At 55.4% G+C, this 25,381-nt stretch carries 14 protein-coding genes; 6 read left to right on the top strand and 8 right to left on the bottom strand.

Features of this window, described 5'->3' with window-relative positions:
- Positions 1-35: 35 nt before the first annotated feature.
- The 3 genes from FF011L_RS19665 to FF011L_RS19655 form a co-directional block, all read right to left on the bottom strand.
- Positions 36-1,046 (bottom strand): 2-oxoacid:ferredoxin oxidoreductase subunit beta, encoded by a 1,011-nt coding sequence (locus tag FF011L_RS19665; protein WP_145353531.1) that lies wholly within the window; start codon positions 1,044-1,046, stop codon positions 36-38.
- A 61-nt stretch (positions 1,047-1,107) separates the two neighbouring features.
- Positions 1,108-3,021 carry a 2-oxoacid:acceptor oxidoreductase subunit alpha gene (locus FF011L_RS19660; protein WP_145353529.1) on the bottom strand — a complete coding sequence of 638 codons (1,914 nt, stop codon included), beginning with the start codon at positions 3,019-3,021 and terminating at the stop codon, positions 1,108-1,110.
- 365 nt (positions 3,022-3,386) lie between these two features.
- The gene (locus tag FF011L_RS19655; protein WP_145353527.1) at positions 3,387-5,486 is read right to left on the bottom strand and encodes a sigma 54-interacting transcriptional regulator; all 2,100 of its coding nucleotides are present in this window, start codon (positions 5,484-5,486) and stop codon (positions 3,387-3,389) included.
- A gap of 215 nt (positions 5,487-5,701) precedes the next feature.
- Between FF011L_RS19655 and FF011L_RS19650 the strand changes: the two genes are divergently transcribed.
- On the top strand, positions 5,702-7,081 hold the full coding sequence (locus tag FF011L_RS19650; RefSeq protein ID WP_218932752.1) for a DUF1598 domain-containing protein: 1,380 nt from the start codon (positions 5,702-5,704) through the stop codon (positions 7,079-7,081).
- Positions 7,082-7,348: 267 nt separating this feature from the next.
- On the opposite strand, the gene FF011L_RS19645 is transcribed toward FF011L_RS19650, so the two are convergent.
- Positions 7,349-7,777: a Fur family transcriptional regulator gene (locus FF011L_RS19645; protein ID WP_145353523.1), complete on the bottom strand. Its 429-nt coding sequence runs from the start codon at positions 7,775-7,777 to the stop codon at positions 7,349-7,351.
- A gap of 646 nt (positions 7,778-8,423) precedes the next feature.
- On the bottom strand, positions 8,424-9,701 hold the full coding sequence (locus tag FF011L_RS19640; RefSeq protein ID WP_218932751.1) for an outer membrane protein assembly factor BamB family protein: 1,278 nt from the start codon (positions 9,699-9,701) through the stop codon (positions 8,424-8,426).
- 172 nt (positions 9,702-9,873) lie between these two features.
- Here FF011L_RS19640 and FF011L_RS19635 point away from each other — a divergent pair, with 172 nt between their 5' ends.
- The 3 genes from FF011L_RS19635 to FF011L_RS19630 all read left to right on the top strand — a co-directional run bounded on the left by FF011L_RS19635 (position 9,874) and on the right by FF011L_RS19630 (position 14,997).
- Positions 9,874-12,726, top strand: a complete 2,853-nt coding sequence (locus tag FF011L_RS19635) for a UDP-N-acetylglucosamine--peptide N-acetylglucosaminyltransferase SPINDLY family protein (RefSeq protein WP_145353521.1) — start codon at positions 9,874-9,876, stop codon at positions 12,724-12,726.
- Positions 12,727-13,849: 1,123 nt separating this feature from the next.
- Positions 13,850-14,134 (top strand): transposase, encoded by a 285-nt coding sequence (locus tag FF011L_RS26920; protein ID WP_246109524.1) that lies wholly within the window; start codon positions 13,850-13,852, stop codon positions 14,132-14,134.
- 5 nt (positions 14,135-14,139) lie between these two features.
- Positions 14,140-14,997 carry an IS3 family transposase gene (locus FF011L_RS19630; protein WP_246109931.1) on the top strand — a complete coding sequence of 286 codons (858 nt, stop codon included), beginning with the start codon at positions 14,140-14,142 and terminating at the stop codon, positions 14,995-14,997.
- 148 nt (positions 14,998-15,145) lie between these two features.
- Here FF011L_RS19630 and FF011L_RS19625 read toward each other — a convergent pair whose 3' ends face one another.
- Positions 15,146-16,321, bottom strand: coding sequence for a M20 family metallopeptidase (locus FF011L_RS19625; RefSeq protein ID WP_145353519.1), 1,176 nt, complete (start codon positions 16,319-16,321; stop codon positions 15,146-15,148).
- Positions 16,322-16,455: 134 nt separating this feature from the next.
- Positions 16,456-18,618 (bottom strand): TolC family protein, encoded by a 2,163-nt coding sequence (locus FF011L_RS19620; protein ID WP_145353517.1) that lies wholly within the window; start codon positions 18,616-18,618, stop codon positions 16,456-16,458.
- Between the two features lie 340 nt (positions 18,619-18,958).
- On the opposite strand from FF011L_RS19620, the gene FF011L_RS19615 reads away from it, so the two are divergent.
- A complete protein-coding gene (locus tag FF011L_RS19615) occupies positions 18,959-19,849 on the top strand; it encodes a phosphoribosylaminoimidazolesuccinocarboxamide synthase (RefSeq protein WP_145353515.1) in 891 nt (296 codons plus the stop codon).
- Positions 19,850-19,987: 138 nt separating this feature from the next.
- Here FF011L_RS19615 and FF011L_RS19610 read toward each other — a convergent pair whose 3' ends face one another.
- Positions 19,988-21,904 carry a hypothetical protein gene (locus FF011L_RS19610; RefSeq protein WP_145353513.1) on the bottom strand — a complete coding sequence of 639 codons (1,917 nt, stop codon included), beginning with the start codon at positions 21,902-21,904 and terminating at the stop codon, positions 19,988-19,990.
- A gap of 340 nt (positions 21,905-22,244) precedes the next feature.
- On the opposite strand from FF011L_RS19610, the gene FF011L_RS19605 reads away from it, so the two are divergent.
- Entirely contained in the window at positions 22,245-25,220 is a 2,976-nt protein-coding gene (locus tag FF011L_RS19605) for a dockerin type I domain-containing protein (protein WP_145353512.1), read from the top strand.
- Positions 25,221-25,381: the final 161 nt, after the last annotated feature.

The raw sequence follows: 25,381 nt of genomic DNA, 5'->3' as shown, positions 1-25,381 counted from the left end.
CGCTAGAGATGAATTAGTAGAGATTGCACGGCGAACTATGCGACTTCCCAAGTATCGCCAGCATTGAGCAACGCCTGGAGGTCACCCTGCCCTTTTTTCTCTCGAGCCTGAACGATTTGATCGTTGATTTGATCATCGTAGGTCGGGATCCCCTGGACGTCACGGAAGACGCCAATCGGTTCGGGGAATTCAGGGTATCGCATCCTGGAAAGCATGAAGTGCAATGCCGGATCGGGAGTCTTTTCGTCGTGGATCAAGAGGTCGTCGACAGCAACGTCCGCCGTTTTGACGATCTCTAAACGGTTGCCGATCATCTGAATCCCTTTGTCCCTTTCGGTTCCGAAGATCAGAGGTTTGCCATGTTCCAGTTCGATCGTGTTCTCGGGACGTTGTTTCCGGTCCTGAGCGTACGACATCGCTCCGTCATTAAAGACGTTGCAGTTCTGGTAAACCTCGACCAGGGAAACGCCCTTGTGGTTGGCCGCTCGCTTGAGCGTCATTTCAAGGTGTTTGACGTGGGCATCGATGCTGCGAGCGACAAACGTTGCTTCGGCTGCGATCGCAACACTTAGCGGGTTCAACGGGTGATCGATCGAACCCATCGGCGTGCTCTTGGTCACCTGCCCTTCGGTGCTGGTGGGGCTGTACTGACCTTTGGTCAATCCATAGATCCGGTTGTTGAACAACACAATGTTGATGTCCAGGTTTCGCCGGAGGGCATGGATGAAGTGATTGCCACCGATCGAAAGGGCATCGCCGTCACCGGTGATCACCCAGACCATCAAATCGGGACGGGTCGTTTTTAGACCGGTCGCGAAGGTTGGGGCACGACCATGGATGCTATGCATTCCATAGGTGTTCATGTAGTAAGGGAAACGACTGCTACATCCGATTCCGCTAATGAAGACGGTTTTCTCGCGCGGAAAGCCCAGTTCCGGGAGAACTTTTTTCATCTGAGCCAGGATCGAATAATCACCACATCCAGGGCACCATCGGACGTCTTGATCGCTGGCGAAATCGGCTGCTTTTAAGACCGGAAGATTCATAGTGAACCACTACACAAAGGAACGTTGTAATCGAAAGGAGTTTGACCGACGCGGAAAAGTTCTAGCCGACACGAATTTTTAGGATCTTGTCGACCACCGTACAATCTTTACCGACGCATGCCTGATCGCGAATCGCTTCGACAAGTTCGGTAACGGTAAACGGTTTTCCTTGAACTTTATTGACTCCGATGCAGTCGACCAAATAGTGGTGCCGAAGCAGCATCCGCAATTGACCCATATTCAATTCAGGGACCAACACGGTCTTGAACTGTTTGAGCATCGTGCCCAAGTTTCGTGGGAGCGGGTTGAGGTACCGGACGTGCGCGTGGCTAACCGATAGGCCTGCTTGCTGACAGCGTTGGACGGCGGTGTGACAGGCGCCATAGGTGCCTCCCCAGCTGACCACCAAAACGTCGCCGCTCTCTGCGCCGAACAGTTCTTGTTCGGGGACACGGTCGGCGATCATCGCCACTTTTTGGGCACGGGTGTCGGTCATGTGTTGATGGTTGGCAGGGTCGTAACTGACGTTCCCTGTTCCATCTTCTTTTTCCAAACCACCGATGCGGTGCATCAATCCTTCGGTGCCGGGGATCGCCCATGGGCGAGCCAAGTTCTCGTCACGCTGGTATGGCATGAACGGATCACCGTCCGCCGACTGACCTTCCGGATGTTTGACCACGATCGGTTCGATCGAAGCGACATCGGGGATTTTCCAGGGCTCGCTACCGTTGGCGATGTAGCCATCGGAAAGGATTACCACAGGGGTCATGCACTCGACGGCCAGACGCCATGCCTCCACGGCGACCGCAAAGCAGTCACCGGGGCTTTGCGGAGCGAGGATCGGTAGCGGTGATTCGCCGTTGCGGCCAAACATCACCTGCAGCAGGTCGCTCTGTTCGGTTTTCGTTGGCAATCCGGTACTGGGACCACCGCGTTGGACGTTAACGACCAACATCGGTAATTCCATGATCATCCCCAGCCCCATCGCTTCGGCCTTGAGGGCAATCCCGGGGCCACTGCTGGCGGTCACGCCCATCGTTCCGCCGAAGGCGGCACCGATGGTCGCACAAACGGCTGCGATTTCGTCTTCTGCCTGGAACGTGCGAACCCCGAAATTCTTGAATTTCGTTAGTTCATGCAGGATGTCACTGGCAGGCGTGATCGGATAGCTGCCGTAAAACATCTCTTTGCCGCTCAGTTCGGCGGCGGCCAACAGTCCCCAAGCCATGGCTTGGTTGCCCATCACGTTCTTGTAGGTTCCAGGATTCAGTTCAGCCGCGTCGACGCGGTAGCTGATTCCGAAGGCTTCGGTCGTTTCCCCAAACGCCCAGCCGGCGCGGAGCGCCGATTCGTTCGCTTGAGCAACTTCGGGCAACCGGCCAAATTTGGCTTCGATAAACCGCAGCGTCGGTTCCAGTGATCGGCCGAACAGCCAGTAGACGAGTCCCATCGCAAAAAAGTTCTTGCAACGGTCGGCCAGTTTGACGCTTAGCCCATGTTCCGCTACCGCCGCACGGGTCAGTTTGGTCATCGAGACCTTCACGACCCGGTAAGTCGATTCGAGGATTTCATCCTCGAGTGGGTTTTTGTCCAGTTTGGCGAGTTTGAACTCTTTCTCGATGAAACCGTCCTCATTGACGACCAGGATTCCTCCTTTGCGAAGGTCTCCTAGGTTGGTCACAAGGGCTGCCGGGTTCATCACCACCAAACAGTCAAGCGTATCGCCCGGAGTAAAAATCTCTTCAGAGGCGAATTGAACTTGGAAACCACTCACACCGGCTCGGGTCCCTCGCGGGGCCCTGATTTCAGCAGGGAAATCGGGGAACGTTGCCACGTCGTTCCCTGCCAAGGCACTGGTGTTGGTTAGTTGAGTTCCAAGCAATTGCATACCGTCGCCGGAGTCACCAGCCAAACGCACGGTGATACCTGAGACTTGTTCGATCGTGTGATTAGGCGATTCGGTTGAGCTATCCACAGCAAAGTGATCCGCAGGAATTTCGGGGAACCTAAAAGCAGCACAGCGACGATCGCTGAGGGCTAAAGGGGTATCTGTAGGGGTTCTATCGAATAATTCGATGGTAAGAGGTTAATGAAATTGTAGGAATCTTAAGGCTTAGGGGATAGCGTCCGTAGCCGGTAAAATTGTCACAGCCTCCGTAGAACCCCCACTTAGGGATCTGATCACTCCACGATCAAAGCCAAAAACCCCAATTTCGCCCCCCCACCACACTCCCACACTCCTTCACTCCTTCACTCCTTCACTCCTTCACTCCGTGTCTCCGTGTCTCCGTGTCTCCGTGTCTCCGTGTCTCCGTGTCTCCGTGTCTCCGCCACTCCGCCTCACCCCATCCACCGCTCCGGCGTCAATTCATGCCGCCGAATCTTACGATCCAAAGTGCTCCGCTCGATTCCAAGAATCGCTGAGGCCCGGCTTTTGTTGCCGCCGGTCGACTGGAGGACTCGAACGATGTGCTTTTTCTCTAACTCTTCAAGGGAGTCCAGGCTTCCCTCGGTGAAGTGGGGTGGAGAGGTTTCGGAGGGATCGTCCGATGGGGTTAGTTCGATGTTGGTCAGCAGCAGATCGTGGGCATCGATTTCGGTATCGGCCGAGAGGACGACCGCCCGTTCGATCACATTTTTCAGTTCGCGAACGTTCCCAGGCCAGGCGTATTGTGCCAAACGTTGCTGGGCCGCTTTGGTAAATCCATCGACGCGGCGTCCCATTTGGTGGGTAAATCGTGTGAGGAAGAAATCGGCAAGCTTGATAATGTCCGTGCCTCGCACTCGTAGCGGGGGGACGACGATATCGACGACGTGGAGGCGAAAATAAAGGTCGGCGCGAAATTTTTTGTCGCGCACGGCTTGTTCCAAGTCACGGTTTGTCGCGGCAACAACGCGGACGTCTGCGTTAATCGGTTGATTGCCGCCGACTCTTTCGAACGGGTGTCCCTCGAGGACGCGCAGGAATTTTGCTTGGATTTCGGGGCTCATTTCGCCCACTTCATCCAGCATTAATGTCCCCCCGTCGGCCGCTTCGAATTTTCCCCGTTTGCGGTCCGTTGCCCCTGTAAAAGCTCCTTTTTCGTGGCCAAACAGCTCACTTTCCAGCAGTGTCGAGGAAAGGGCCGCACAATTTAGGCAGATAAATGGTCCGTCGGCGCGGTCGCTTGCGTTGTGGATGGCGGCGGCGACCAATTCTTTTCCTGTTCCACTTTCGCCGCGGACCAGGACGGTCGCCATCGTCGGAGCGGCTCGACGAATTTTTTCCTTCACATCGGCGATCGCGGGACTTTTGCCGATAATTTTTGTCGTGTCGGCCAGCTGTTCTTTTAACTGGTCAACTCGACGCCGAGTTTTAGTCAGGGTGACCGTTAGGTCTGCCTCTCTGCGGAGATTCCGTAAAGCGAGCGAAAGGCTTTCGCCGGCGGCCACAATGAATTCTAAGTCCAGCGGAGTCAGGTCGCGTTGTTTGCCGTCGGAGTAAATGTGGAGGACTCCGATCGGGCCTGCGGAGCCTCGAATCGGAGAGCAGACGGTGCTGGTCGTCGACAATTGGCCCTGGCTGTCGGGGGTCGCCAGCGAGGCATCATCGCGGAGGTTTCTTGCCAGGACGGCTTCATTTTCCCGCAGGACGGTTGCTGCCAAAAGGTCGGACAGACGGTGGTAGGAGCGTTCGCCCTGCTGATGAGTCGCGATGACCGTTAATTTGCCGGGATCGATTGCCAAAACGTTTGGTTTGTCTGAAGCTTGATCAGGCGAAGCTTCCAGCAGGACGGCGCCACTGCCGACGCCCAGATGGTTGGCGATCCCTTGCAAGGCGGTACTGGCGGCCGTTTCGGGCGAATCGCAGCGAGCCAAGTCAAAGGCCAAGCGAAATAGTTCGCGACCGACCGTCGGGTCCGGAGGGAGGCTTGTTGGGCTGCCGCTGATCTTGCCACTGGGGCCAGCGGATTGCCGGTCCCCCGTTTTCTCCAGCGGTTCCAGGTAGGCGCTGCTGTCGCGGCGATGAGTGATCGTCGCTTCCTCGCCGCCGCTGGTCTGTTGCTCATCGCCGCTGGCGGTGGGGGCCCGAGCGGGACCGGTTCCGGTATCAAATGCGTCGGAAATTCGGTGCACAAAGGTCATTTGGCAGCCGGCGACTTCGATCGTCTCGCCTTCGCTGAGCACGTGGTCTTCGCTAATCGCTTGGCTATTGACCAAAGTCCCGTTTCGGCTGCTAAGGTCACGAACGACCCAGAATTCGCCTTCTTGAACAGGAAAAATTTCGGAATGTTGCCGGCTGCAGCGATCGCTGTGAATCACGATTTGGCTGGTGCTTGCCCGTCCAATCAGCACTCGACGGCCAGGACGCAGACGGAGGACATCGGTCCAGCGTCCGCCTTGGCGGATTACAAGGTATGCTGAAGGACGTGGTGGAGATGTTTTTTCGGTGGCTGACAACGCTGGAGCAGACGGTGTGAGAGAAAATCGACTGGATTGCGCCCCAGCAAGGGGACGATTCTGTTGAAACGTTCTCGATGCCGAACTATTCTAGCGAATACTGCGGACCCCGATGCTCCGCTGGTGAAATCATCTCGCTGTCCGGGATGTTTTACGGATCCTGCTTCTCAACCTCAGCCGTGGTCGTTCTCCGCGATCGATTCTTGGAGTCCTTCATGAAACCGCAAACCAACCGGTCTGGTTTCCGCCATTTGTTCTCTGCTCGAAATGTCCTGGTCGCCGTGGCGACGCTGGGTTTTTCAACATTGCTTTACGGTGGAGGCAATAATCGACAAAGTGCTGTCGGGGGGGTCTCGATTGACGCGTCCGGTTTGGTGCGTGCCGCAGCACCCGGAGAGCAGGCTGATTTTCTAAATCAGCTTCGCGCCGAAGTGCGAAAGCCGGAAGGGGCTCTTGTCGAAGCCTGTGATCTGCGAATGGTCTCGCTGGCGAAACTGCAAGCAGCCATCCGGGAATCCAAACAGAAAGGGGAGCGTCTGCCGGATGACATCCGATATTTGGCCGGCTTGCTACGCGTTGAATATGTGTTCGTCTATCCCGATCAGCAAGACATTGTTATCGCAGGACCTGCCGAGCCTTGGATCGTTCGAGATGATGCGACCGTCGTGGGCGCCCAAAGCGGCCAGCCAACGTTGCATCTGGAAGATTTGATGACCGCGATGGAATCGGTCGAATTGGCAAGAACCGCTGGAATTAGCTGCTCGATCGAACCGACCGCGGAAGGACGCCAGCGTTTGAACGCTTTGATGCGTCGAATTCGCTCACGGCCGCAACCCGACCCACGCCAGTTTGAACCAGCCATGCGAGCCGCTTTCGGGCCTCAAACGGTCAAGCTGACAGGGATCCCAGGCGACAGCCGATATGCCCGCGTCTTGGTGGCTGCCGACTTCGAAATGAAACGTCTGGCGATGGACTTGGTCGAATCTCCGATCCCAAATTTCCCCAGCTACATGCAGATGGCAAGAAATCAAAATCAATCGGCTTCCAGCAACCCGCGTTGGTGGATGACCACCGACTACGATGCCCTGGAAAGAACCGAAGATCGTTTGGCTTGGCGAATTTCAGGACAAGGGGTCAAAACGATGACCGAAATCGATCGTCTGAAGGAAGATGGACAAGTCGAACAGACCGGTCGAGTGGACAAGACGGCTCAGAAGTGGGCTGATCGTATGACCGAAAAATTCGGTGAACTTGCCAGTCGAAAAGCTGTCTTCGGTGACCTGCGAAACCTCATGGACCTGAGCGTCGTCGCAACGCTGATCACGCAAGAACGCTTGGCAGAAATCAGCGGTTGCTCACTGGACGGTTTAAACGGAACCGAACCGGTCGTCGAACGAGCTACTTTCCAAGTTCCCAAAGCGATCGAGCCACAATCCAGCTTTGTACGTGGAACCAAAGGCTGGGTCGTCAGCACCTCCGGCGGAGTCAGTGTCAACGCATTCGAAATCGTCGAAAGCCAGAAAATCGCCGCGAACCTAGAGCAAGTTCACCAGAAATCAAGCCGGAAGGCGAGTGAGAGCTGGTGGTGGAATTAGTTCGCAGTGCTGGGTGAGTTGGGGAGTGAAGGAGTTGGGAGACAAGGAGACAAGGAGTGAAGGAGTGAAGGAGTGAAGGAGTGAAGGAGTGAAGGAGTGAAGGAGTTTTCTGGGGAGGTTCCGGAAATGAGGTCATTGAATTAGCTTCGTGATCGCAGTCCTTCACTAAACAGAATCGCAATCACACAACTCCCAACTCCCAACTCCTTCACTCCCAACTCCTTCACTCCCAACTCCTTCACTCCCAACTGATAACTCCCGCGCTGCTTAGCGGCAGTCGTTGCAGTGGCCTCTTAGTAAAATTTCGGTGATCTCGCCGAACTGTGCGGTGTTTCGTTGGCTGCCTGTGGTTAGTTTGACGTCTTCTAGACAGGAGACGGTTCCACAGTCGACGCATAAGAAGTGGGGGTGGGCATCCGCGTGACCGTCGTCGCCGATCGCTTCAAATCGCCAGACATGGTCCCCAAGTTCGGTGCGTCTTAAGAGCCCCGCTTCGGTCATGTCGTTTAGGTTGCGAAACGCGGTCGCTTTGTCGACTCCTAGTGGCGCTAGGTGCTCGGCGACCGCAGCGTGTGTCAGCGGCGAAGTGGCTTGACGCAAAAATTCTAAGGTCGCCAGCCTTGCCGGGGTCGCTCGCAATCCCGCATCCCGAATCGACTTCTGGGTTTCTGCACGTGAATTCGGTATCGAGTTCATCGAATCTTTCCTGCCAGCATTCGGATGGCTTACGAGGGCGGCGTCTTCAAGACTGGCCTCTTCAGTGCGTCGCGTTGAGGGCTCGCTGAGCCGGGGAACGATCGCTCCCCGCCCGGCCAGAATCCCATCTTATCTGCCGCTAGACCGACTAGCCAGTCGGTTCACGCAATCATCAAGCAATAGCTTCGTTGGTGTATATACAGCTTAATTGCATGTGTGGCTGTGGTGCTGTGTGGCTTGGTCTGGATCGATTCCTGGCAGGGGGTCGGCACTGCAACGATGGAACCAGCACAGCGGAGTGGCTCGCTGAAACGGTCCTCGGCGATCGGTCCACCGCCGCCTCGGAACCGACACTGCGTTGTCTACAGTCAACGCTGGGGGAAAACGGGCTGTCGATTTCCCGAGCGTCGCATTTCACTGGGCATGTGAAATCCGTTTGTGATGGTTTCCGAGCGGGAGCCACCGTCTGGCGACGGTAGCCACGGATGTTTCACAGCCACGGATGCCTCGTAGCCACGCTCGCCAGAGCGTGGAAAGACCGGCAATACGTTGCGAATAAACTTCACGTCCCGCGCGAAAGTAGCAATCTATCTCCGCTTCCGAGTCAATCGACAGCCCGGAAATGCCCCCTGCACGGCGAGCAAGTTTATTTCTCGCCTTTGATTCGCACGATTTGGTCAGGAGTCCGCTGCAGCAGGTCGCCGTTCAGAGGGACAAGGCTGGCGACGGTGAAAGGTTCTCCGGAACCGGCTTCGTTGGTCGCCACCACTTCGTGGTTTTCCAAGCTAATCACGAAGGTCGTGCCATCTTCCCGAGTCGCATATAGATGGGTGTCGGAAACGAGCGGCGATGCGGTGAAGGACAATCGCGAGCGAGGCAATTCGGTCGTCCACTCGGTTTTGCCCGATGCCGCGTCGAGGCATGCCAGTCCATCTTTGTCACGCAGTAGGTAGATTTTGCCATCGCGTGCGGCAGGGCTGGGGACGTCGGTTCCCAGGTCATCACGGAACCATGCGATCGCGTCCTTGCCTTCCCCGGCCAGCAGTTTTTTAGCGTCCACTCCGGTCAGGGTACCGCCACGAGCATACGGGCAGACCACGATGTTTCCCTCGGCAACGGGGGACGCAATCGAGCGATAAAATTGTTCGCCACCAGGATTGAAGCCACCCAGTTGCGCTAGTTCTTTGCCGGTTTCTGCATCATGCAAAGTCAGGTGGTCGGCTCCGAGAACCGCGAGGATTGCTTTTCCGTCGACCGTCATCGATACCGGCGTCGTGTAGCTTTGAGCCGATTCTTTAGGCGCGTCCAGGTTACGGTCGATTTTCCAGATTTCTTTTCCGCTTTCTTTGTCCAGTCCGACCAGGTAGCTGAAATCGGACTGCATGACGGCGATGACCAAAGATTTGTCGGTCGGGATCGGTGAAGTACCTAGATTCCACCAAAGCGTATCTTCGCCATAGCGGTCTTGAAGGTTGGTTTGCCACAGAACTTTTCCGTCTAGCGAAGTCGCGATCAGATCACCACTGCGGTAGTAGGCGAAGACTTTTTCTCCGTCGATCACTGCCGAGGGATTGCTGCCGCTTCCTTTGCGGTGGTTTTTGCCATGTTCGCTAACGCGTTCTTTGCCAACTTCGACATCCCAGGCGATCGAGCCGTCGGCGGCGTCAATGGCCATCAGGTGATTGATTTCATCGACTCCAGCGGTGACGAAAATCTTGCCCGCTTTATGGACGGGAGTGCTGCCCCCTTTGCCGGGGAGTTTGGATTGCCACGAAATCCCTTTTTCGTTTGACCAGGAAATCGGGAAATCGGAACCTGCGACGATTCCGTTTTGGGACTCTCCACGCCACTGAGTCCAAGATTCGTCAGCCGTAGCCATCCCGCAAAAGCCGAGCAGTGTGAGTACGGTAAAATAGCGAAGCATGTTCCATTCCTTTTGGATGTTTGAATCGGTAAAAGCTGCTGTCGATGGGAGACTGTAGTACACTAAGGATTATGTTTCGGACAGACAGCCCCATTTTAGCTCTTTCCAACGTTCTCGTGTCGCATCGCACCCGCGGCGAGGCCGAGACGCTGCAGGGATAAAGACGGACGCCATGCGCAGCCTTTTATTCGATCTGAAAAATCGCTTCCAATCCATTCAAATTCTTTTAGCCACTTTTCTTGTTGGCTTTTCTGTAGCGTTCGCTGCGGAGACTCTGTTGGGACAAGAATCCCTTAACGTGTCACCGAAGGGTGAGCCGACCGGAGAATTTTCCGAGCAGATGTTGGAACTGCGGCGGGAGAGTTTGGGGGCTGACGATTATGCGCAGCGTCAGATGGCGACTCGTGAACTATGGAGTGAACGAGCGACCGCACGCGAGGAAGTGGAACGTGCCGCTCGAGACGCGGATCCCGAGGTCGCCGCACGAGCTCGTTGGATTTTGGATCGCTGGCAAAAAGGTTTGTTGCCCGACACGCCGCCCGAAGTCTTGCGGCGATTGGCCGGGCTTGAAGGTGCGGAGCGATTGGAAGGGCTGTTGGATGCCGGTCTGTTTTCGGCCGTCACGATCGCCATCGAACAAGCCGCCGGGGCGGTCGATGGTCCAAGCGTCCGCAAGGAGGTTAGTGAATCGATCGAACGACGTTTCCCTTTCTATCTGCGTACGGCGGTCGAATCGAATCAAGTCGACGCGTTTTGCAACCTTCTGGATGTCGCAACCGAAACCCCTGCCCTGGCGGTCGCTCGAGCCGAATTGTTGACTCAGTTGGGATTCGATTTGCAGCAACGCGGTTGGCTACCAGCCTCGGCCGATCGTTGGACTCCGAATGAGCAGATTCGGGCCAAGGTTTTGGTGTTGGCGACATTGGGGGATGTTGGAGCCGCGTTGGATGTCGCACGTGAAGCAAAACAAATGGACATGGTGCGGGCTTGCGATTTGTTGCAGGGGAACTGGTCCGGATTGATCGAAGAATCGAAAGAGGCAGCCAGCAACGCGACCCCGGGAAGCTTGGTCGCGGATCGGAACTGGGTCGACGTTTTGGTCGCTGCCCATCGGGCCCCTCTGCCCGATCTTGCCACGACTGCGATGGAGAAGTTGTTGGCCGATGGGAATCCGTCGACGGATATCTTGGCGACCGACCTTCGCTGGCGAGCTTTGCTGATTCACGGTTACGTGGAAGCGGGGCTTCAGATTTTGCAGCAGGCCAATCCGGTGGAAGCGGCTGAGGTGCTCGGGTTCCTTGCGCGTTATCGAGACGCATTTTCTCTGTTGGGAATCGACCCCGATGATCCTGAAAGAGGAATCGAACGACTGTTTGAAGAGGCTCATCGAGAACTTTGGGGGACGGCGGCAGACGATGGAAAAAACGATGCGGGGCCCGTTCCTAAGTCCATCGCGAACTCAGACGTGAACCCGTCGGCGTTGACTCGTTTGGTGGCGGTGGCGACGCTTCAGTTTCAGTGCGGGGAAACCGTACGTGCCGAACAGATGTTTCGCCGGATCGCTGAATTGGATCCCCCGCAAGCGGACAAGAAGCAAGCGAGATACCAGGCGGTGATCGCACTTTGGAATTTTTCCCACCAAGAACTGGCGATTCAGTTGTCGGGAGGCCAAAGCGGTGCGGCGATTGATTCGTTGATTTTGTATGACTTGATTCACCGTATGTCGAATCGAGACGGTGCTAAGGCCAGGGCGATTGCACTGGTTTGGGAAGCCTATTCCAAACTGGAACCAAGTCGTCCTGCCAGCGAACGACTGCTGATCATTCATCAGCTTTTTCAAGGCATCGAACCAAACGCTTCCAGCCAAAATTCTCTTCCCGAACAGTTGTTCGACCTGCTGGCCGGGAATCGAGAGATCAACGGACGCATCATTAGAGGAGGCACTCGAATGAATGCGGCATTGGGTGATTTCTTCATGCAGTTGGGATACAAGGAACAGGCCCAGCAGATTTACCAGACGCTGGCTCACAACGAAGATTCCGAAGCGGAAATGCGGTTGGCAGAAATCGAATTGAAGACCGGTAGTGCGAAGGACGCGCTCGCTCGGTATCGCCGAATATGGCATCGCCATAGTCGCGCCGGTGCGGAGCATCGTGTGAACACCGCGGAGAGTGAATTAATCTTGGCGCTGAAGGCTCTGATGGGCGAGATCATTGCGACGGAGCGAATGGGCAATCTGGCACAGGCCGAACAGCAACGTCGGATGCTGCGATGGATGTTGGCCGGAACCTCGTTTGCCGTGCGAACCGATATCGCCGAACAGTTAGCCGAACATGGCGAGACCGAATTAGCGAAAGAAACCCTGGAACACCTGACGCGTTACACCGCATTTGGAGCCAGCGAAGGACTTGAATTTGCTCAGGTCGCTCCTGCGTATGCGAAATTGATTCAAGAGGAAGAACCCGCGTTGGCTGCTCGTTGGAGCGATTTGGCGACTGCCGGAACTTTGGAGTCGGCCGTCTATTATTCGCGAGCCTATTTGATCATTCCCGCACGGTATCAATCGTTGTGGGCGATCGCCGCTGCCAAGGATCAAGATACCGCTGCGGTCAAGAAACATTTACAGCAGGCGCTTAAAATGTATCCGCTAAACATTACTTTGGCCGAGGATGTCTTGGCGGTCTTGCGAGAAGAAGGGATGGAATCGGAAGCAAACGCGGCACTCGATCAAATCCTGGAACAAGGTCGTAAACATCTCGATGCGTTTCCCGGCGATTCTCAGCGAGCCAACAACCTCGCCTGGGTTGCGGCCCTCGCGGACTATCGTTTACCACAAGCTTTGGAGTTGTCACGCCGAGCCTGTTACTTAGAGCCGGACAGTGTCACCTACCGCGACACCTTGGCCGAAATCCTGTTCCGAATGGGACGCAAAGAAGAGGCGTTAGCAATCGAGCGAGCGTGTCTGTTGGATGAACCCAATATGTGGCATCTGCACGAACAGATCGCCCGCTTTGAAGAAGAGTAAGCGGGCGGGCAACACGCTGTGATTGACCGCTGCTAATTTCAAATCTCTCGTTCCTGTCGGATAAACCGACCAGGGGACGGTTGAGCTATGACGGTCGTGCTATGGCGGTTGTGCTATGACGGTTGTGCTATGACGGTTGTGCTATGACGTAGGCCGGACCAAAGAGCGATAGCGATGCCGTTCCGGCGAACGATTGCCTCTCTCGAAGCTCCGCTTCTCTCGTAGCTCCGCCTCTCCGAGGCGGTAAGATCCGCGAGCACGAGTCTCGGAGAGACTCTACTACGTGCTATGACTTCGACATTCTTTCGCTGCGTGAACGTCGACATTATGAGACTCGATGGCGGTTGTGCTATGACGTAGGCCGGACCAAAGAGCGATAGCGATGCCGTTCCGGCAAACGATAGCCTCTCGTAGCTCCGCCTCTCCGAGGCGGTAAGATTCGCGAGCACGAGTCTCGGAGAGACTCTACTACGTGCTATGACTTCAACATTCTTTCGCTGCGCGTACGGCGACATTTCGAGACTCGATGCCGCTGCCGATAAAATGAGACGTAGGCCGGACCAAAGAGCGATAGCGATGCCGTTCCGGCAAACGATTGCCTCTCTCGAAGCTCCACCTCTCCGAGGCGGTAAGATCCGCGAGCACGAGTCTCGGAGAGACTCTACTACGTGCTATGACTTCAACATTCTTTCGCTGCGCGTACGGCGACATTAAGAGACTCGATGGCGGTTGTGCTATGACGTAGGCCGGACCAAAGAGCGATAGCGATGCCGTTCCGGCAAACGCTTGCCTCTCGAAGCTCCGCCTCTCCGAGGCGGTAAGATTCGCGAGCACGAGTCTCGGAGAGACTCTACTACGTGCTATGACTTCGACATTCTTTCGCTGCGCGTACGGCGACATTAAGAGACTCGATGCCGCTGCCTATGACGTAGGCCGGACCAAAGAGCGATAGCGATGCCGTTCCGGCAAACGATTGCCTCTCTCGTAGCTCCGCCTCTCCGAGGCGGTAAGATTCGCGAGCACGAGTCTCGGAGAGACTCTATGAGGTGGTGCCGGTTTTGGGGGCCACCAGGAAGCTAAAAATTTGGTATGACTATCAACCACAAGCTCCTGGGGATCATGGATGGCCAAGAAAGCAAAAACGCGACGGGTTTACGATGAAGACTTTAAGCGAGAGGCAGTTCAAATGCTCCTCGATGGGCACTCCGCAAAGTCGGTGGCAGAACGTCTGGGCATTACCTGCCCAACCATCGTCCGTCGGTGGAAACAGCAGCAGTTGACAGCCGCAGGCCCGGTGGCCGACGCGATGGATGATCGGGTCAAAGAGCTGGAGAATCAGTTGCGTCGCGTCGAGCGGGAGCGCGACGTCTTAAAAAAAGCGTTAATCATTTTCGGCCGCAACGAGTAGCCGAAATCTATCCCGCTGCCGCGTCGATTGTCCAGCTGCAGATAGCATCCGAGCGAGAGGTCTGTGATTTCCTATCGCTCAATCGGTCTTCCTTTCAAGCCTGGCAGCGTTCCGGAGGCTCGGAGCGCGATGAGTCTGATGCCGCGTTACTGCCGATCGTCACTGCGGTCTTCCGAAAGCATAAACGCCGCTATGGCAGCCGTCGAATCGTTGAGGAACTGAAGACAATGGACATTCATTGCGGCCGTCGCAGAGTGTCAAAACTCATGGAAGATGCAGGACTTCGCGCGATTCAGCCGAAATCGTTTAAGCCGCGAACCACCGAAAGTCGACATCGGCTTGGGTACAGTCCTAACCTTTTGCTGGATCTGCTAGAACCGACCACCTTTGGTCAACTTTGGGTAGGCGACATTACGTACATTCCCGTCGATGGTATTGGTTTTGGATATCTTGCCACGCTGATGGATCGCTATTCACGCCGGATTGTTGGATGGGATTTCCGCGATGACATGACTGAACAACTCGCTGTGACAGCTCTTCAGCGATCGATTCGAGCTGTGCAGCCTTCGGCAGGATTGATTCACCACACTGACCGTGGTGGCCAATATGCAGGAAAGCGGTATCGTGGAATTCTCTCTCGTGCATCAATGCGACAGAGCATGAGTCGTGCGGGCGACTGCTACGACAATGCATTTATGGAATCATGCTTCGGAACTCTCAAGACTGAAATGGGTATGGCCGAATACCTGAGTATGGCGATCGCAAAACGCGAGTTGACTGAGTACATCCAGTACTACAACACCGATCGCCGACATTCATCTCTCGGCTACCTCACGCCGACACAGTACGAAGCCGCCGCATGAGCGGCGCAAGCTTCCCGGTGGCCCCCAAAACCGGCACCACCTCACTACTACGTGCTATGACTTCAACATTCTTTCGCTGCGCGTACGGCGACATTGCGAGACTCGATGCCGCTGCCGATAAAATGAACACGGCAGAATCTGCGGGCCTTTAGCAGCACCACTGACGGATGCAATCGGCGTAGATTTCGGTCCCTCGTTCCAGCTGGCTTAGATCGATCCACTCATCGACCGTGTGGGCTTGAGCGATCGCTCCGGGGCCCATTACCAATAGCTGTTTGAGATCGGTGAATTGCCCGCCGTCGGTGCCGTAACAAACGGTTTTGGGTTCGCTGCATCCCGTCAGCTTGCACATCTTTTGAATCGCTTTGTCGTTTGGTTCGACCCAGACCGGAGGGCTGCCAGATGCCGTTCGGATTTCGATCCCCAGCGATTCGGCTTTGGCAAGAAGAGACCGCACCAGTGGTTCTCCATCGACGCCGGGCATGGGGCGAAAGAAGACCCAGGCCTGGCTTTCTGCAGGCGTGATGTTGACCGCGGTCGCTCCGTCGCTGACTCCGAAATTCCAAGAGAGTGTCGGTGGATCAAAGTTCATGTTGCGGAACTGCGGATCGGTCTCGCTCAGTTCGTGCAAGCGGTGTATTTCCGCCAGCAGTGGGACCATCGCAAGATTGGCGTTCAGGCCATCGCGGGAACTGCTATGAGCCGCATGTCCGTGACTGATGAAGCGATAGCCAGCAATCCCTTTGTGAGCGTGGACGACTTTTAATAGAGTCGGTTCGCCAATGATTCCCAGCGGTTGTTCGTCGCGGAGTTTCTGAAAGGTTTGCGACGCGGCGGCTACCTGACGTGCCCCTGCAAAACCGATCTCTTCGTCGGCGGTGCAGACGTATGTTAAAGGTGCACGTTGTTCGGAAACAGGGATTTGATCCGCAGCCGCCAACATGCAGGCTAGGGAGCCTTTCATGTCGCAGGCGCCGCGGCCGTAGATTCGCTGGTCTGTTCGGGTGGGAAGGAAAGCCGCTTCGTCGGGATGCTGGTGACTTGCGAGCTCGGGCCTGTTTTCCGTCGGCCCTTGCCAACGGATTGCGGGGACGACGTCGCTGTGTCCGAAGTACGCCAAACCCCCGTCGGCGTCGGGACCGCGGCGGCCGATCACGTTGACTTTTTCGACTTCGTTATTGTCTTTGTATGCTAGCCATTCGATGCTGAATCCCCGTTCGCTTAACCGGTCGGCTATCCATTGGCTGACGTCTCGGTTGGAGCGATCGCTGACCGAAGGGAAACGAATGAGAGATTCAAGTAGTGCGTCGGCTGTCGCAGACATGGTGGATTTCTGTTCGGCAGAGATGGAAGTGCAAGGAAGCAAAAAAACGATGGGAGGTTCGATAGTATAAGCTATCGCCCTCCCATCGCGTTCGCGTCTTCATTGGGGATTTGCGGTGTCGATTTCGCGAGCGATTACTCGCTGAGGATCGACTGGATCGGAGGAAGAAATTCGATCTCGTTGGAGGTGATTTCTTCGTATCCGGAACCAACGGCTTCTTCGATGATCATCGGTTCGGATGTCTCGATGATTGTCGCACCTTGCGGGTAGGACGCTTGAGGTGCGTGCTGGATCGGTTCCTGGATAGGACCGCGGCGAACCACATTCGGTCGGGTGACACCGTACTTCATCTTTTTGCCAGCCGTTCGTTCCCGAGCCCGTTCGATCGCATCCCAGTAGGCTTTCTTAGGCCAAGGACCTTCTTCTAGTTCGATGCTCGAATTCAGCAGCAACGTCCCTTTCAGGTAGTGAATGTAGTTCAACGATTTGTTGTACTCTGCCAAGGCTTGGTAGTAAGTGACCTGAGCTTGAGCTCGACGTGTTTGGCTTTGCAGCACTTCGTTGATCGGATTGTTGCCCGATTTGTAAGCGGACATCCGGCCTTCTACTTCGCGGTCGTAAGCGGCCAACTGTTGAGCGGCATCTTCGATTGCTTTGTAGTGATTCTTTTGCTTGGTGAACGCGTCGCTTAGTTGGCTGACGTGCAGGCGTTCTTGTTCCTGCAAGAAAGCTTTGCGGCGAGCGATCTGTAGTTCTTTATTGCGAATGTCCGCACGAGCTCGACGTTTTCCGATCGCCGCTGGAGTCACATCCAGGCGGGCTGCGACCTCTTGGTAGTCCCCGCTGGTCAGGGCTCCAAGCGAGGAGGAACCTGGCAGTGGAGCCGCGATGTCGCTTCCGCTGGGTGGCCCCAGTGTGTCGCCGACGCCGACAAATCGGTAGAGGAAGGAAACGTTGACTTCAGGTAGTAAACGGTTCTTCGCTCCGATCAGTTCGAGCTCCGCTTTCTTGATTTCGGTTTTGGTGTTTCGTAGTTCGGGGCTGAGGTACAACATTTCGCAGCGAGCATCGTCCCAGTCGAATTCCACTCGAGCGATCGAGGGTTCGTCGATTGGACGGATCAAGCGGCCATCGGTAGCGGCAAGTCCCATGGTTTCACGCAGCAGGCGTTCCGACCCGTAGACTCCGTAACGATCCAGGCCAGGAACGTTGGATCCTGTCAGAGCCGCTTCTAGTTGCATGCGGAACTGGAAGTACTGACCCTCGGCTTGAGCGACGTCTTGAATCGTTCCTTTACCATTCTTCAGAATCGATTTCGCATTGTAGGCCGTCGCTTGAGCACTGTTGCGGCCAATCATCGCGGTTTCGACATTGCGGTAGGCGACGTATAGGTTCCAGTAGTGGTTTTCAACATCGCGGACCAGGTTGCGGACCGAAATCTGGAAGTCGGTAAGGGTGGTGTCTTCGTTTAAGCTGGCAAGGACAACAGGTAGGCGGTTGATCAACGTCCCTCGGTTTCGCGACAAAGGATGTTGGATCTGAGCTTCAATCACTGTTGTGTAGTCGCTGGGGACCTGTCGTCCGGCAGCATTGGGTTGAATGTTGTTGTACGAATAGATGACTTGTTCTCGCAGGGTGACGACTCCACCAGTCGCCGTACGCTTGCTGATCGCCGCTTGTTGCGTCGTATCGAAAGCTTGGTATTGCTGCGGGTTGAACACATTGTTGGGACCGACGTTGCGTACTCGGTCGGTTGTGTTCAGGTTAAAGAACCCGCTGACCTGAGCATCAAATTCGGACAACGCGTCTTCGACACCACCAACTTGGCTGGCTCGAGCCGCTCCACGAGGCAAGGTGCGGTTTCCCTGGCTATCCACCGTCAGGGGAACCGACTGAGTCGTGCTCTGTTGGATGGCGACGTCGTAGACCGAACCGAACTGTTCCGCTCGGCCGCTCAACATTTGCGAAGCCACGTTCTGACGCAGTTCAGCGTTGCCACCAACGGTGATAAAGAATTTGCTGTTCTGGAGAGCGATCGAAACGCAGTCCTCCAGCGACAAATCCCAATACTCAAAGTCGTGGTTGTCGATTGCCAATGGCTTCAGCGCTTCGGTGGTCTCAGCAAGGCTGTCCACTTCCACGTCCGGATACTCAATCGCCGAAGCGGCATCCAGATAGTATTGAAGGTTTGGCGATTCATTCAAAAAGAACGGTTGCGTAGGTGTGCAACCGACTGACATGAAAATAGCCAGACCAAGCTGAAAAACAGCGGCGTAGCGAAATAGCCGACGATTCATTCTTAGGCTTCCTTACCATTGCCCATTTCCCTGACTTAGCGAAGTTGCCAAGCCCAAGTCATGGAGCCATCAGTGGAAGCCCCCCATCGGGGAAACGTCGATTTCATCGGAAATCGGGTTTCCCCGCCCGAAAGTAAATATCGGCCAGGACTGTGGCAAACTTTGACGATTAGGAAGAAAAATCGGATTAACTTTTTAGGACGGCACCGTAAGAGCCCGTTTGCTGGTTTTTTGGGCCATTCTCTACCCCGATCGATCGCATCGCCGCTAATAAACGGATTCCTTTTCGGGTAAAACGTGTCCGCTAGGTATTCATGTTTTGCTATCGGAGTTTTGTGCAATGAGTTTTGAGATCGATAATGCTGGGGCATTAATGAAGACGGATTTGCCGTTGCCTAAACGAAGCGGCAAAGTACGCGATTGCTATGACTTGGGCGATTCGATGTTGATTGTCAGCACCGACCGAATCAGTGCATTCGACTGGATCTTGCCGGTTGGTATTCCGGGGAAAGGACGCCTGTTGACCGCGATGAGCCAGTTTTGGTTCGACCTGCTCAAGTTCCCTAACCACCTGATTTCATGCGAATTGCCTGAAGAAAAATTGCCGGGAATCGATTTGGAACCGCTGCAGGGACGCTCGATGGTCGTCCGCAAAGCGAGCGTGATCCCCTTCGAATGTGTCGCACGAGGCTATTTGGAAGGAAGTGGCTGGCGGGAATATTTGGAAACCGGAGCCGTCTGCGATTGCACGTTGCCCGCTGGACTGCAGCAATGTGACCAACTGCCCGAAACCCTATTTACCCCGGCAACCAAGGCCGAAGAGGGGCATGACGAGAACGTCTCTTATGCGACCATGGCCGCTTCGATCGGCGAATCGTTGGCCGACCAGCTCCGTACCGCAACGCTGGATATCTACCGCACCGCGGCGGAATACGCTGCGAAACGTGGGATTTTGATCGCCGACACCAAATTTGAATTCGGCCAAGTGGATGGCGAATTAATCTTGATCGATGAAGTGCTGACGCCTGATAGCTCGCGGTTCTGGGCGGCCGACGCCTACAAACCGGGGAACTCGCAGCCTTCCTTCGACAAACAGTTTGTCCGCCAATGGCTTAGCGAGACCGATTGGGATCGCAACAGCCCGCCGCCAGCGTTGCCTGCGGAAATTATTTCCAGGACGCAAGCAAAGTACCAAGAAGCCTACGATCGGCTGGTAACGGTTTCCGAGTAAATGCTGGTACCGCCCGGGGGAAGTGTGTCGCTTTTCGCTCGGGACGTGAAATCAGTACGCGATGGTTTCCGAGTGGGAACCACCGTCTGGCGACGGTAGCTACGGCGGTCACGTAGCTACGCTCGCCAGGGCGTGGACCTAATTTCCGCTGATGCCTAGTTCACGCAGGACGATTTCCCGCCTTCGTTCGGGCATTGCGTACATCATGGTTAGGGCGTCATCCCCTCCGAATAGATGGAGGGCGCCGGCAACTTCGTTTTCTTGCAAAAGCCCGAGAAACTGGAAGAGCCGGACTTCGGCCATTCCTGAAAAATCGAATCCGGGGGCTTCCTGAAGTAATGCTGCGATCCGCTGCTTTGCGATCTCTGGAGTCAGTTTGATCATCGGTTCGACTTTGCATTTCTCGTCGATAACGGTGAACATTTCCGAGATGATTTCTTCGACAAATTCACGCTCGGTCGTCCGTTCAGCTTGGACAAGCCGATAGACTTCGACGTTATCCATTTTTTTGGAAACGACCACCGTATCCCCTGTTGTCACGTTTAATACGCGGACCATGGTTCGGTTCTTCTTGTCCTGCACGCTGACATCGAAGTGGAGCAGGAATTGGATTCCTTCTTTTTTGGCTAGTTCCAACGCGTCCAGTTGAGACATTTCGCCAAGCGAAACAATACCGGGACGCCAGCGAGGGTAAGCCGGGTTGTAGGTGGTTTGGGCGGGCTGCCCAGGGTGTTGGCCTCCGGCGGCACGTGGTGGAGCGGCTCCGGGCGGCAGCATTCCCTCCATCGCTTGCATGCTCATTTCACCTTCCATGCCCGGTTCGTTCATGCCGGCCGATAGGCGATTCGGGTCCGTCATTCGGTTTCGCAGGGAATCAGGGCTTGGCATTCCGCGGACGGTCGATGCAGGATCCATGGCAGGCATCCCGAGTGCACCGGCAGACATCCCAGCCATTTCCTCTTCCATCATTCCTTCCATTTCCCCATGCATCATGCCTTCCATCCCGCCGGGTCTACGGTTGCCAGCGGGTGGCTGTGGGGCGTCGGCTTGAGCGGACGCCATGGCGGTGACAAATCCATAGCCGAAGGAGCCATCGGCAAATCTGGAGTCGAAGTTTTTGCCTGTGAATTCTGCGACCAATCCCAGCTTTTTCTTCAAATTTTGATCGATCTGGTTGGACGGGCTAAATTGCGCCGCAGCCCCTCTTCGGCTTGCGGGCTCCAGCATCTCTCCCGCCGCACCAAGGGATTCCATTGCCGCTTCGCCGCCGGCACGATTGTTGCGCATGCCCCCCTGCCCTGCTCCGCGATTCGGGATGGTGATGGGGGACGGCATGTTTTCCACGATCGGATGGGTGTCGGTCAGGCTGTCCCCTCGAACGTGAATCGACGTCCCCCAGCGGACCAGCCAAGTCGGTTCGCGGAGGGCTTTGCTGAAGCGAACGTCATCGTAGGCGGCCCCGGCGGTATCGAATTCCGCGGCAAGGTGGGCATGCAGCAATCGCAATGCGAGTGCTTCATCGCCGCCCATAAAAGCTTGATTTGCCATGTCTCTTAGGCTGAGGGGGCGGCTGCTGCCCTTCACCAGGCCGCCTGCTCCGGAAAGAAGGCCGCTTAAGCCCGCCAGCATGCCTTCCGCCGGAGAATTCTTCTGACCTCCGACGGTGGCAAAGGTCAATTCATCGATGTAGGTGTCACTTTCGCCTGGCATTCCCATTCGCATTTCCATGCCGGGTTCCATACCCAGCCCCGGTTCCATTCCCATGTCCATCTCCATGCCCGGTTCTCCCGCCGCGTACATCTCTTCTTCACCGGAGGAGGGGGCCGCCAAGGCTTCGGCCGACGCGCCCTCGCCGGGGGGCCCTTCGGGAGGAAGCATCGCTGCACTCTCGCCGCTTGGGCCTTCCATGGTAGGATCCATGCCGCCGTCGGAGGATTCGGGGCCCGGGGCGGCCGCTGGTGCCGTATCGGTGGAGGGAGCGGGAGCTGAATCGCCGCCACAGCCGCTCTGGACCAAGATTGCGCTAGCAAATAAGCAAAGGGTAACGAAACGCATTGGTATTTTTTTAGATTTGAAACAGCCCATCGCGACAGCATCCCCAAACGGAGCAAGTCAAGAATAGAAACGTGAACGGCCCGCCCGCGACTTGAATCGGAAACGGAGGTGGCCGTCCATTTTGCATATTCTAAGCGAATTTAAAGTTCAGAGTTGTTTTTTTCGCGTTTAAATGTTGTCACCTTCAAGTTTTTAGGAACAATGGAGGAAGGCAATCAAAGTGTGACATTGGCTGGGAACTTTCCTGACGCATTTGCTTCTAACGAGGGGGATGCATCCCATTACATCCTTTTTATTCTTCCTTTGGTGGGTGTGAATCCACAAACATTGGGTTTTCAGCATGTCCCGAAGTGATCGTGTCCAAGGTCGAAACGCTCGCTCACGCGGAGTTGTCCGGCGACAATTACGACTGGAGCAACTGTGTGATCGGCGAGTGCTTGCTGCTATCACTGGGATGGTGTTCGAAGATGCGGACCAATCGCGGGGGATGAGCGAAGGAGAAGCGGGGCTGGAAGACCGTTTGGTCTACCTTGATTTGAATCAAGACGGTTCTCCGGGGATGGGGGAACCACTCGAGCGGACCGATGCCAACGGCCAATTTTCCTTCGATGGACTGGCAGTCGGCGATTATGTGGTCCGGCTGTATAACGGCTCGCTTTCCCAGCAACAGACCACCCCAGTTCAGCCGACCGTCAGCAATGAAGTGATTCAAATCGCTGATGTCGAGCTTCAAACGACCAGTTTTGATGGCTCGTTCGCCTACGGTTTGGAATCGCAAACGATTGTCCAGATCGATGTGGAAACCGGAACACACCAACAGATCGCCCTGGCGGGCGTCCCCAAAATAATTCAGCCGTTGCCCGACGGCAAAGTGTTGGTTTTAGGTGATTCGACGGTCGACCAAGCGGAGCAAGCTTGGCTGGTCGATTTTGATTCGTCATCAACCACGGCGGTCGATTTGGGGTTGCAGGGATCCGAGCAAGGCTGGAGTTCGGTTGCCCTCGATGCAACGGGGCACGGATTTTTAGTTGCGGACGCTGACGACGGGTTCAGCCTGCTGCGAAGCCTTGAGTATGACGACGGAGTGTGGACGGTCGATTTCGCGGCAGTCTTCGTCAACCCAGGAGCCTCGGTAAGCACGAATCCCGATGCGACCGCTTCCCTGTTTGCAAATCAGACCGAATCGGGGTTGGAACTGTCTCTGTTAAGCAATGCCACCGGGACGGTAATTGACGGCGTGTCGGGACTGATTGAATCGGGCGTTTCTGTCGATGCATTCGACGACGCTAGCGGGATCGTTGTCGTTCAAAACGACGTTGGCGATCGCCTGGTCTTGGACGCGGCAAATAATTTTGCCCTCTTGGGCGAAGTGACCGGGATCGAATCCGCGGTCACGCTGGATGGCGAGCGGGCCTTGATCTTTGGGCTTAACCGCGAAAGCGACTTGTTGAGCGAATTGGTGGTCTATGACATCGCGCAGTCGCGGGTCGTCACGTCGGCTCCGGTCAGTCCGTCGCCAAGTGGAGGCTTGGTGCTGGTTGACGGTGGAAATCGCATGCTGATGGGAGGCGCTTACGCGGTCCTGCAAGTTGAATTTGTGATGCCAACAGGCCATTCGGTAGAATTGGCCACCAGTGAAGCCTCGGTCGATCTGTTGTTTGGGCTGTTCGTGAAACCTGAAAATGAAGCGCCTGCTTTTAGCAATTCCCCTAGTTTTCTTTTAAATGAAGATACCGTCCTGCAGCGGAACGCTCCCGCCTTGCTAAGTGGAGTCAGCGACGCCGATGATGGCGATCAATTTATCCTTCTGAAGGTGTCGAATCCCGTTCTTGGAAACGCTTCGGTTTCACCATCGGGTGGATTGACCTACCAGCCCTACCCTAATGTCAACGGTACCGATGGCTTCCAGGTGATCGCCCATGACGGACGCTCGGCATCGGAACCGGAAAATGTCTTTTTGGGCATTGATCCCGTGAATGATGGGATCGGCATCTTCGAGGCGACCGCTCCTCCCGTACCCGAAAATGTGGGAGTCGGCGTTCCACTTGCGATCATCGTTTTAGAAAACCCTGATGTTGGTGAAGCGGTTGATATTTGGGTCGTCGGAAACGAAGACTTCGAAATCCAGAATGGGGAACTTGTATTGGCCGCAGGGGCCGAGTTGGACTTTGAGAACAATCCGATCTTTACGGTCACGATTGCCGCTCAAGGTGCAGACGATGAGTATCCCGTGTTCTCACCGGTCCTTTTTCAAGTGACGGATGTCAACGAGCCGGTCTATGGGATCTCTTTTTCAGCTTATGACGCGATTCCTGAAAACGAAACCATCGGAAACCGCTCCTTAGGGCTGTTGTTCGCTTTGGATGAAGACTTCGGTGGCGATTACACGTACACCGTTGAAGATGAACGTTTTGAGGTCGTCGATGACATACTGCGACTGAAAGATGGCGAATTTTTGGATTATGAAACCGATCACCTTGAAGGGATCGAGGTCACCGTCAGCGACGGCGAATACGAGACGTCCGAAACGATCGAACTGAATGTCATCGATGTCAATGAAGCGCCCACAGAGGTTTCGTTTCTTGCATATGCCTTGCGAGAACGCGTCGCAGGGGCTGTTGTCGGTACCATTCAAATCGATGACCCTGACCAGCCTTCGACCGCTTATGCAACGGTCAATGACGATCGTTTTGAAGTCGTAGGGGAACAACTAAAGTTGCGCGATGGGATTTCCGTATTAGCGCCGCAGGAAATCAACTTGGTTATCGATGTCTATGACGATTCCGTGCCGGCTTACCATATGCCGATCGACGTCAGTCTGACGGTCGAATCGAACCCAAATCCTTACCACAACCCTGTGCTTCCAGCGGACGTCAATGCGGATGGTAGTGTGCAGCCGGTCGATGCTCTGGAAATCATCAACTATCTCAATCGCAACGGTCCAGGGCCCTTGGATGAAGCGATCACCAATGGGGCCGAGTTGTACTTCGATGTCAACGCGGACGATTTTGTAACGCCGCTTGACGCCCTTCTTGTGATCAATCACTTGAATCGCAACCAAGGTGATTCCGGTACGGTTAATGGCAGTTCAGAAGGGGAAGGCGAAGGAGAATCTCCAGAGGATGGTGACATCGCCATGAACAGTACTCCGCAGGGCGAAGCGAGCGCGGAGTTGCCTGTAAGCCAGCGATCTGTGCCGCTTGACCGGGCTGCTACCCATGATCAAGCCGTCCAAAGTTATTTCCTCGGCTTGGACGATGAAGACGAAAAACGCGACGACGACGAAACGCTTTTCTTGGAAGAATCGACCATCTAATTGCGATTCATTTGCCGGCGCCGCTCGCTAGTGAGCGGTGCCAGTATTGTCTGGACCTAGTGCATTGAGCGCATGCGGAATCGTTCGATCGATCATCCGATCCGGATCACGGCAGCGATTCTCCAGCGGTCCGCGAGCCCCAAATAAGACCATCTACTTTG

Source organism: Roseimaritima multifibrata (assembly GCF_007741495.1).
Lineage (GTDB): Bacteria > Planctomycetota > Planctomycetia > Pirellulales > Pirellulaceae > Roseimaritima > Roseimaritima multifibrata.
The sequence above is the reverse complement of the archived record's forward strand: the minus strand, read 5'-3'. Positions and strand labels throughout refer to the sequence as shown.

What these genes read in the sequence shown, in the direction of transcription:
- FF011L_RS19635 (WP_145353521.1), top strand. Translation starts at nt 9,874, where the DNA reads ATGCGCAGCCTTTTATTCGATCTGAAAAATCGCTTCCAATCCATTCAA.
- FF011L_RS19645 (WP_145353523.1), bottom strand. Translation starts at nt 7,777, where the DNA reads ATGAACTCGATACCGAATTCACGTGCAGAAACCCAGAAGTCGATTCGG.
- FF011L_RS19640 (WP_218932751.1), bottom strand. Translation starts at nt 9,701, where the DNA reads ATGCTTCGCTATTTTACCGTACTCACACTGCTCGGCTTTTGCGGGATG.
- FF011L_RS19610 (WP_145353513.1), bottom strand. Translation starts at nt 21,904, where the DNA reads ATGCGTTTCGTTACCCTTTGCTTATTTGCTAGCGCAATCTTGGTCCAG.
- FF011L_RS19605 (WP_145353512.1), top strand. Translation starts at nt 22,245, where the DNA reads ATGTCCCGAAGTGATCGTGTCCAAGGTCGAAACGCTCGCTCACGCGGA.
- FF011L_RS26920 (WP_246109524.1), top strand. Translation starts at nt 13,850, where the DNA reads ATGGCCAAGAAAGCAAAAACGCGACGGGTTTACGATGAAGACTTTAAG.
- FF011L_RS19620 (WP_145353517.1), bottom strand. Translation starts at nt 18,618, where the DNA reads ATGAATCGTCGGCTATTTCGCTACGCCGCTGTTTTTCAGCTTGGTCTG.
- FF011L_RS19650 (WP_218932752.1), top strand. Translation starts at nt 5,702, where the DNA reads ATGAAACCGCAAACCAACCGGTCTGGTTTCCGCCATTTGTTCTCTGCT.
- FF011L_RS19625 (WP_145353519.1), bottom strand. Translation starts at nt 16,321, where the DNA reads ATGTCTGCGACAGCCGACGCACTACTTGAATCTCTCATTCGTTTCCCT.
- FF011L_RS19615 (WP_145353515.1), top strand. Translation starts at nt 18,959, where the DNA reads ATGAGTTTTGAGATCGATAATGCTGGGGCATTAATGAAGACGGATTTG.
- FF011L_RS19665 (WP_145353531.1), bottom strand. Translation starts at nt 1,046, where the DNA reads ATGAATCTTCCGGTCTTAAAAGCAGCCGATTTCGCCAGCGATCAAGAC.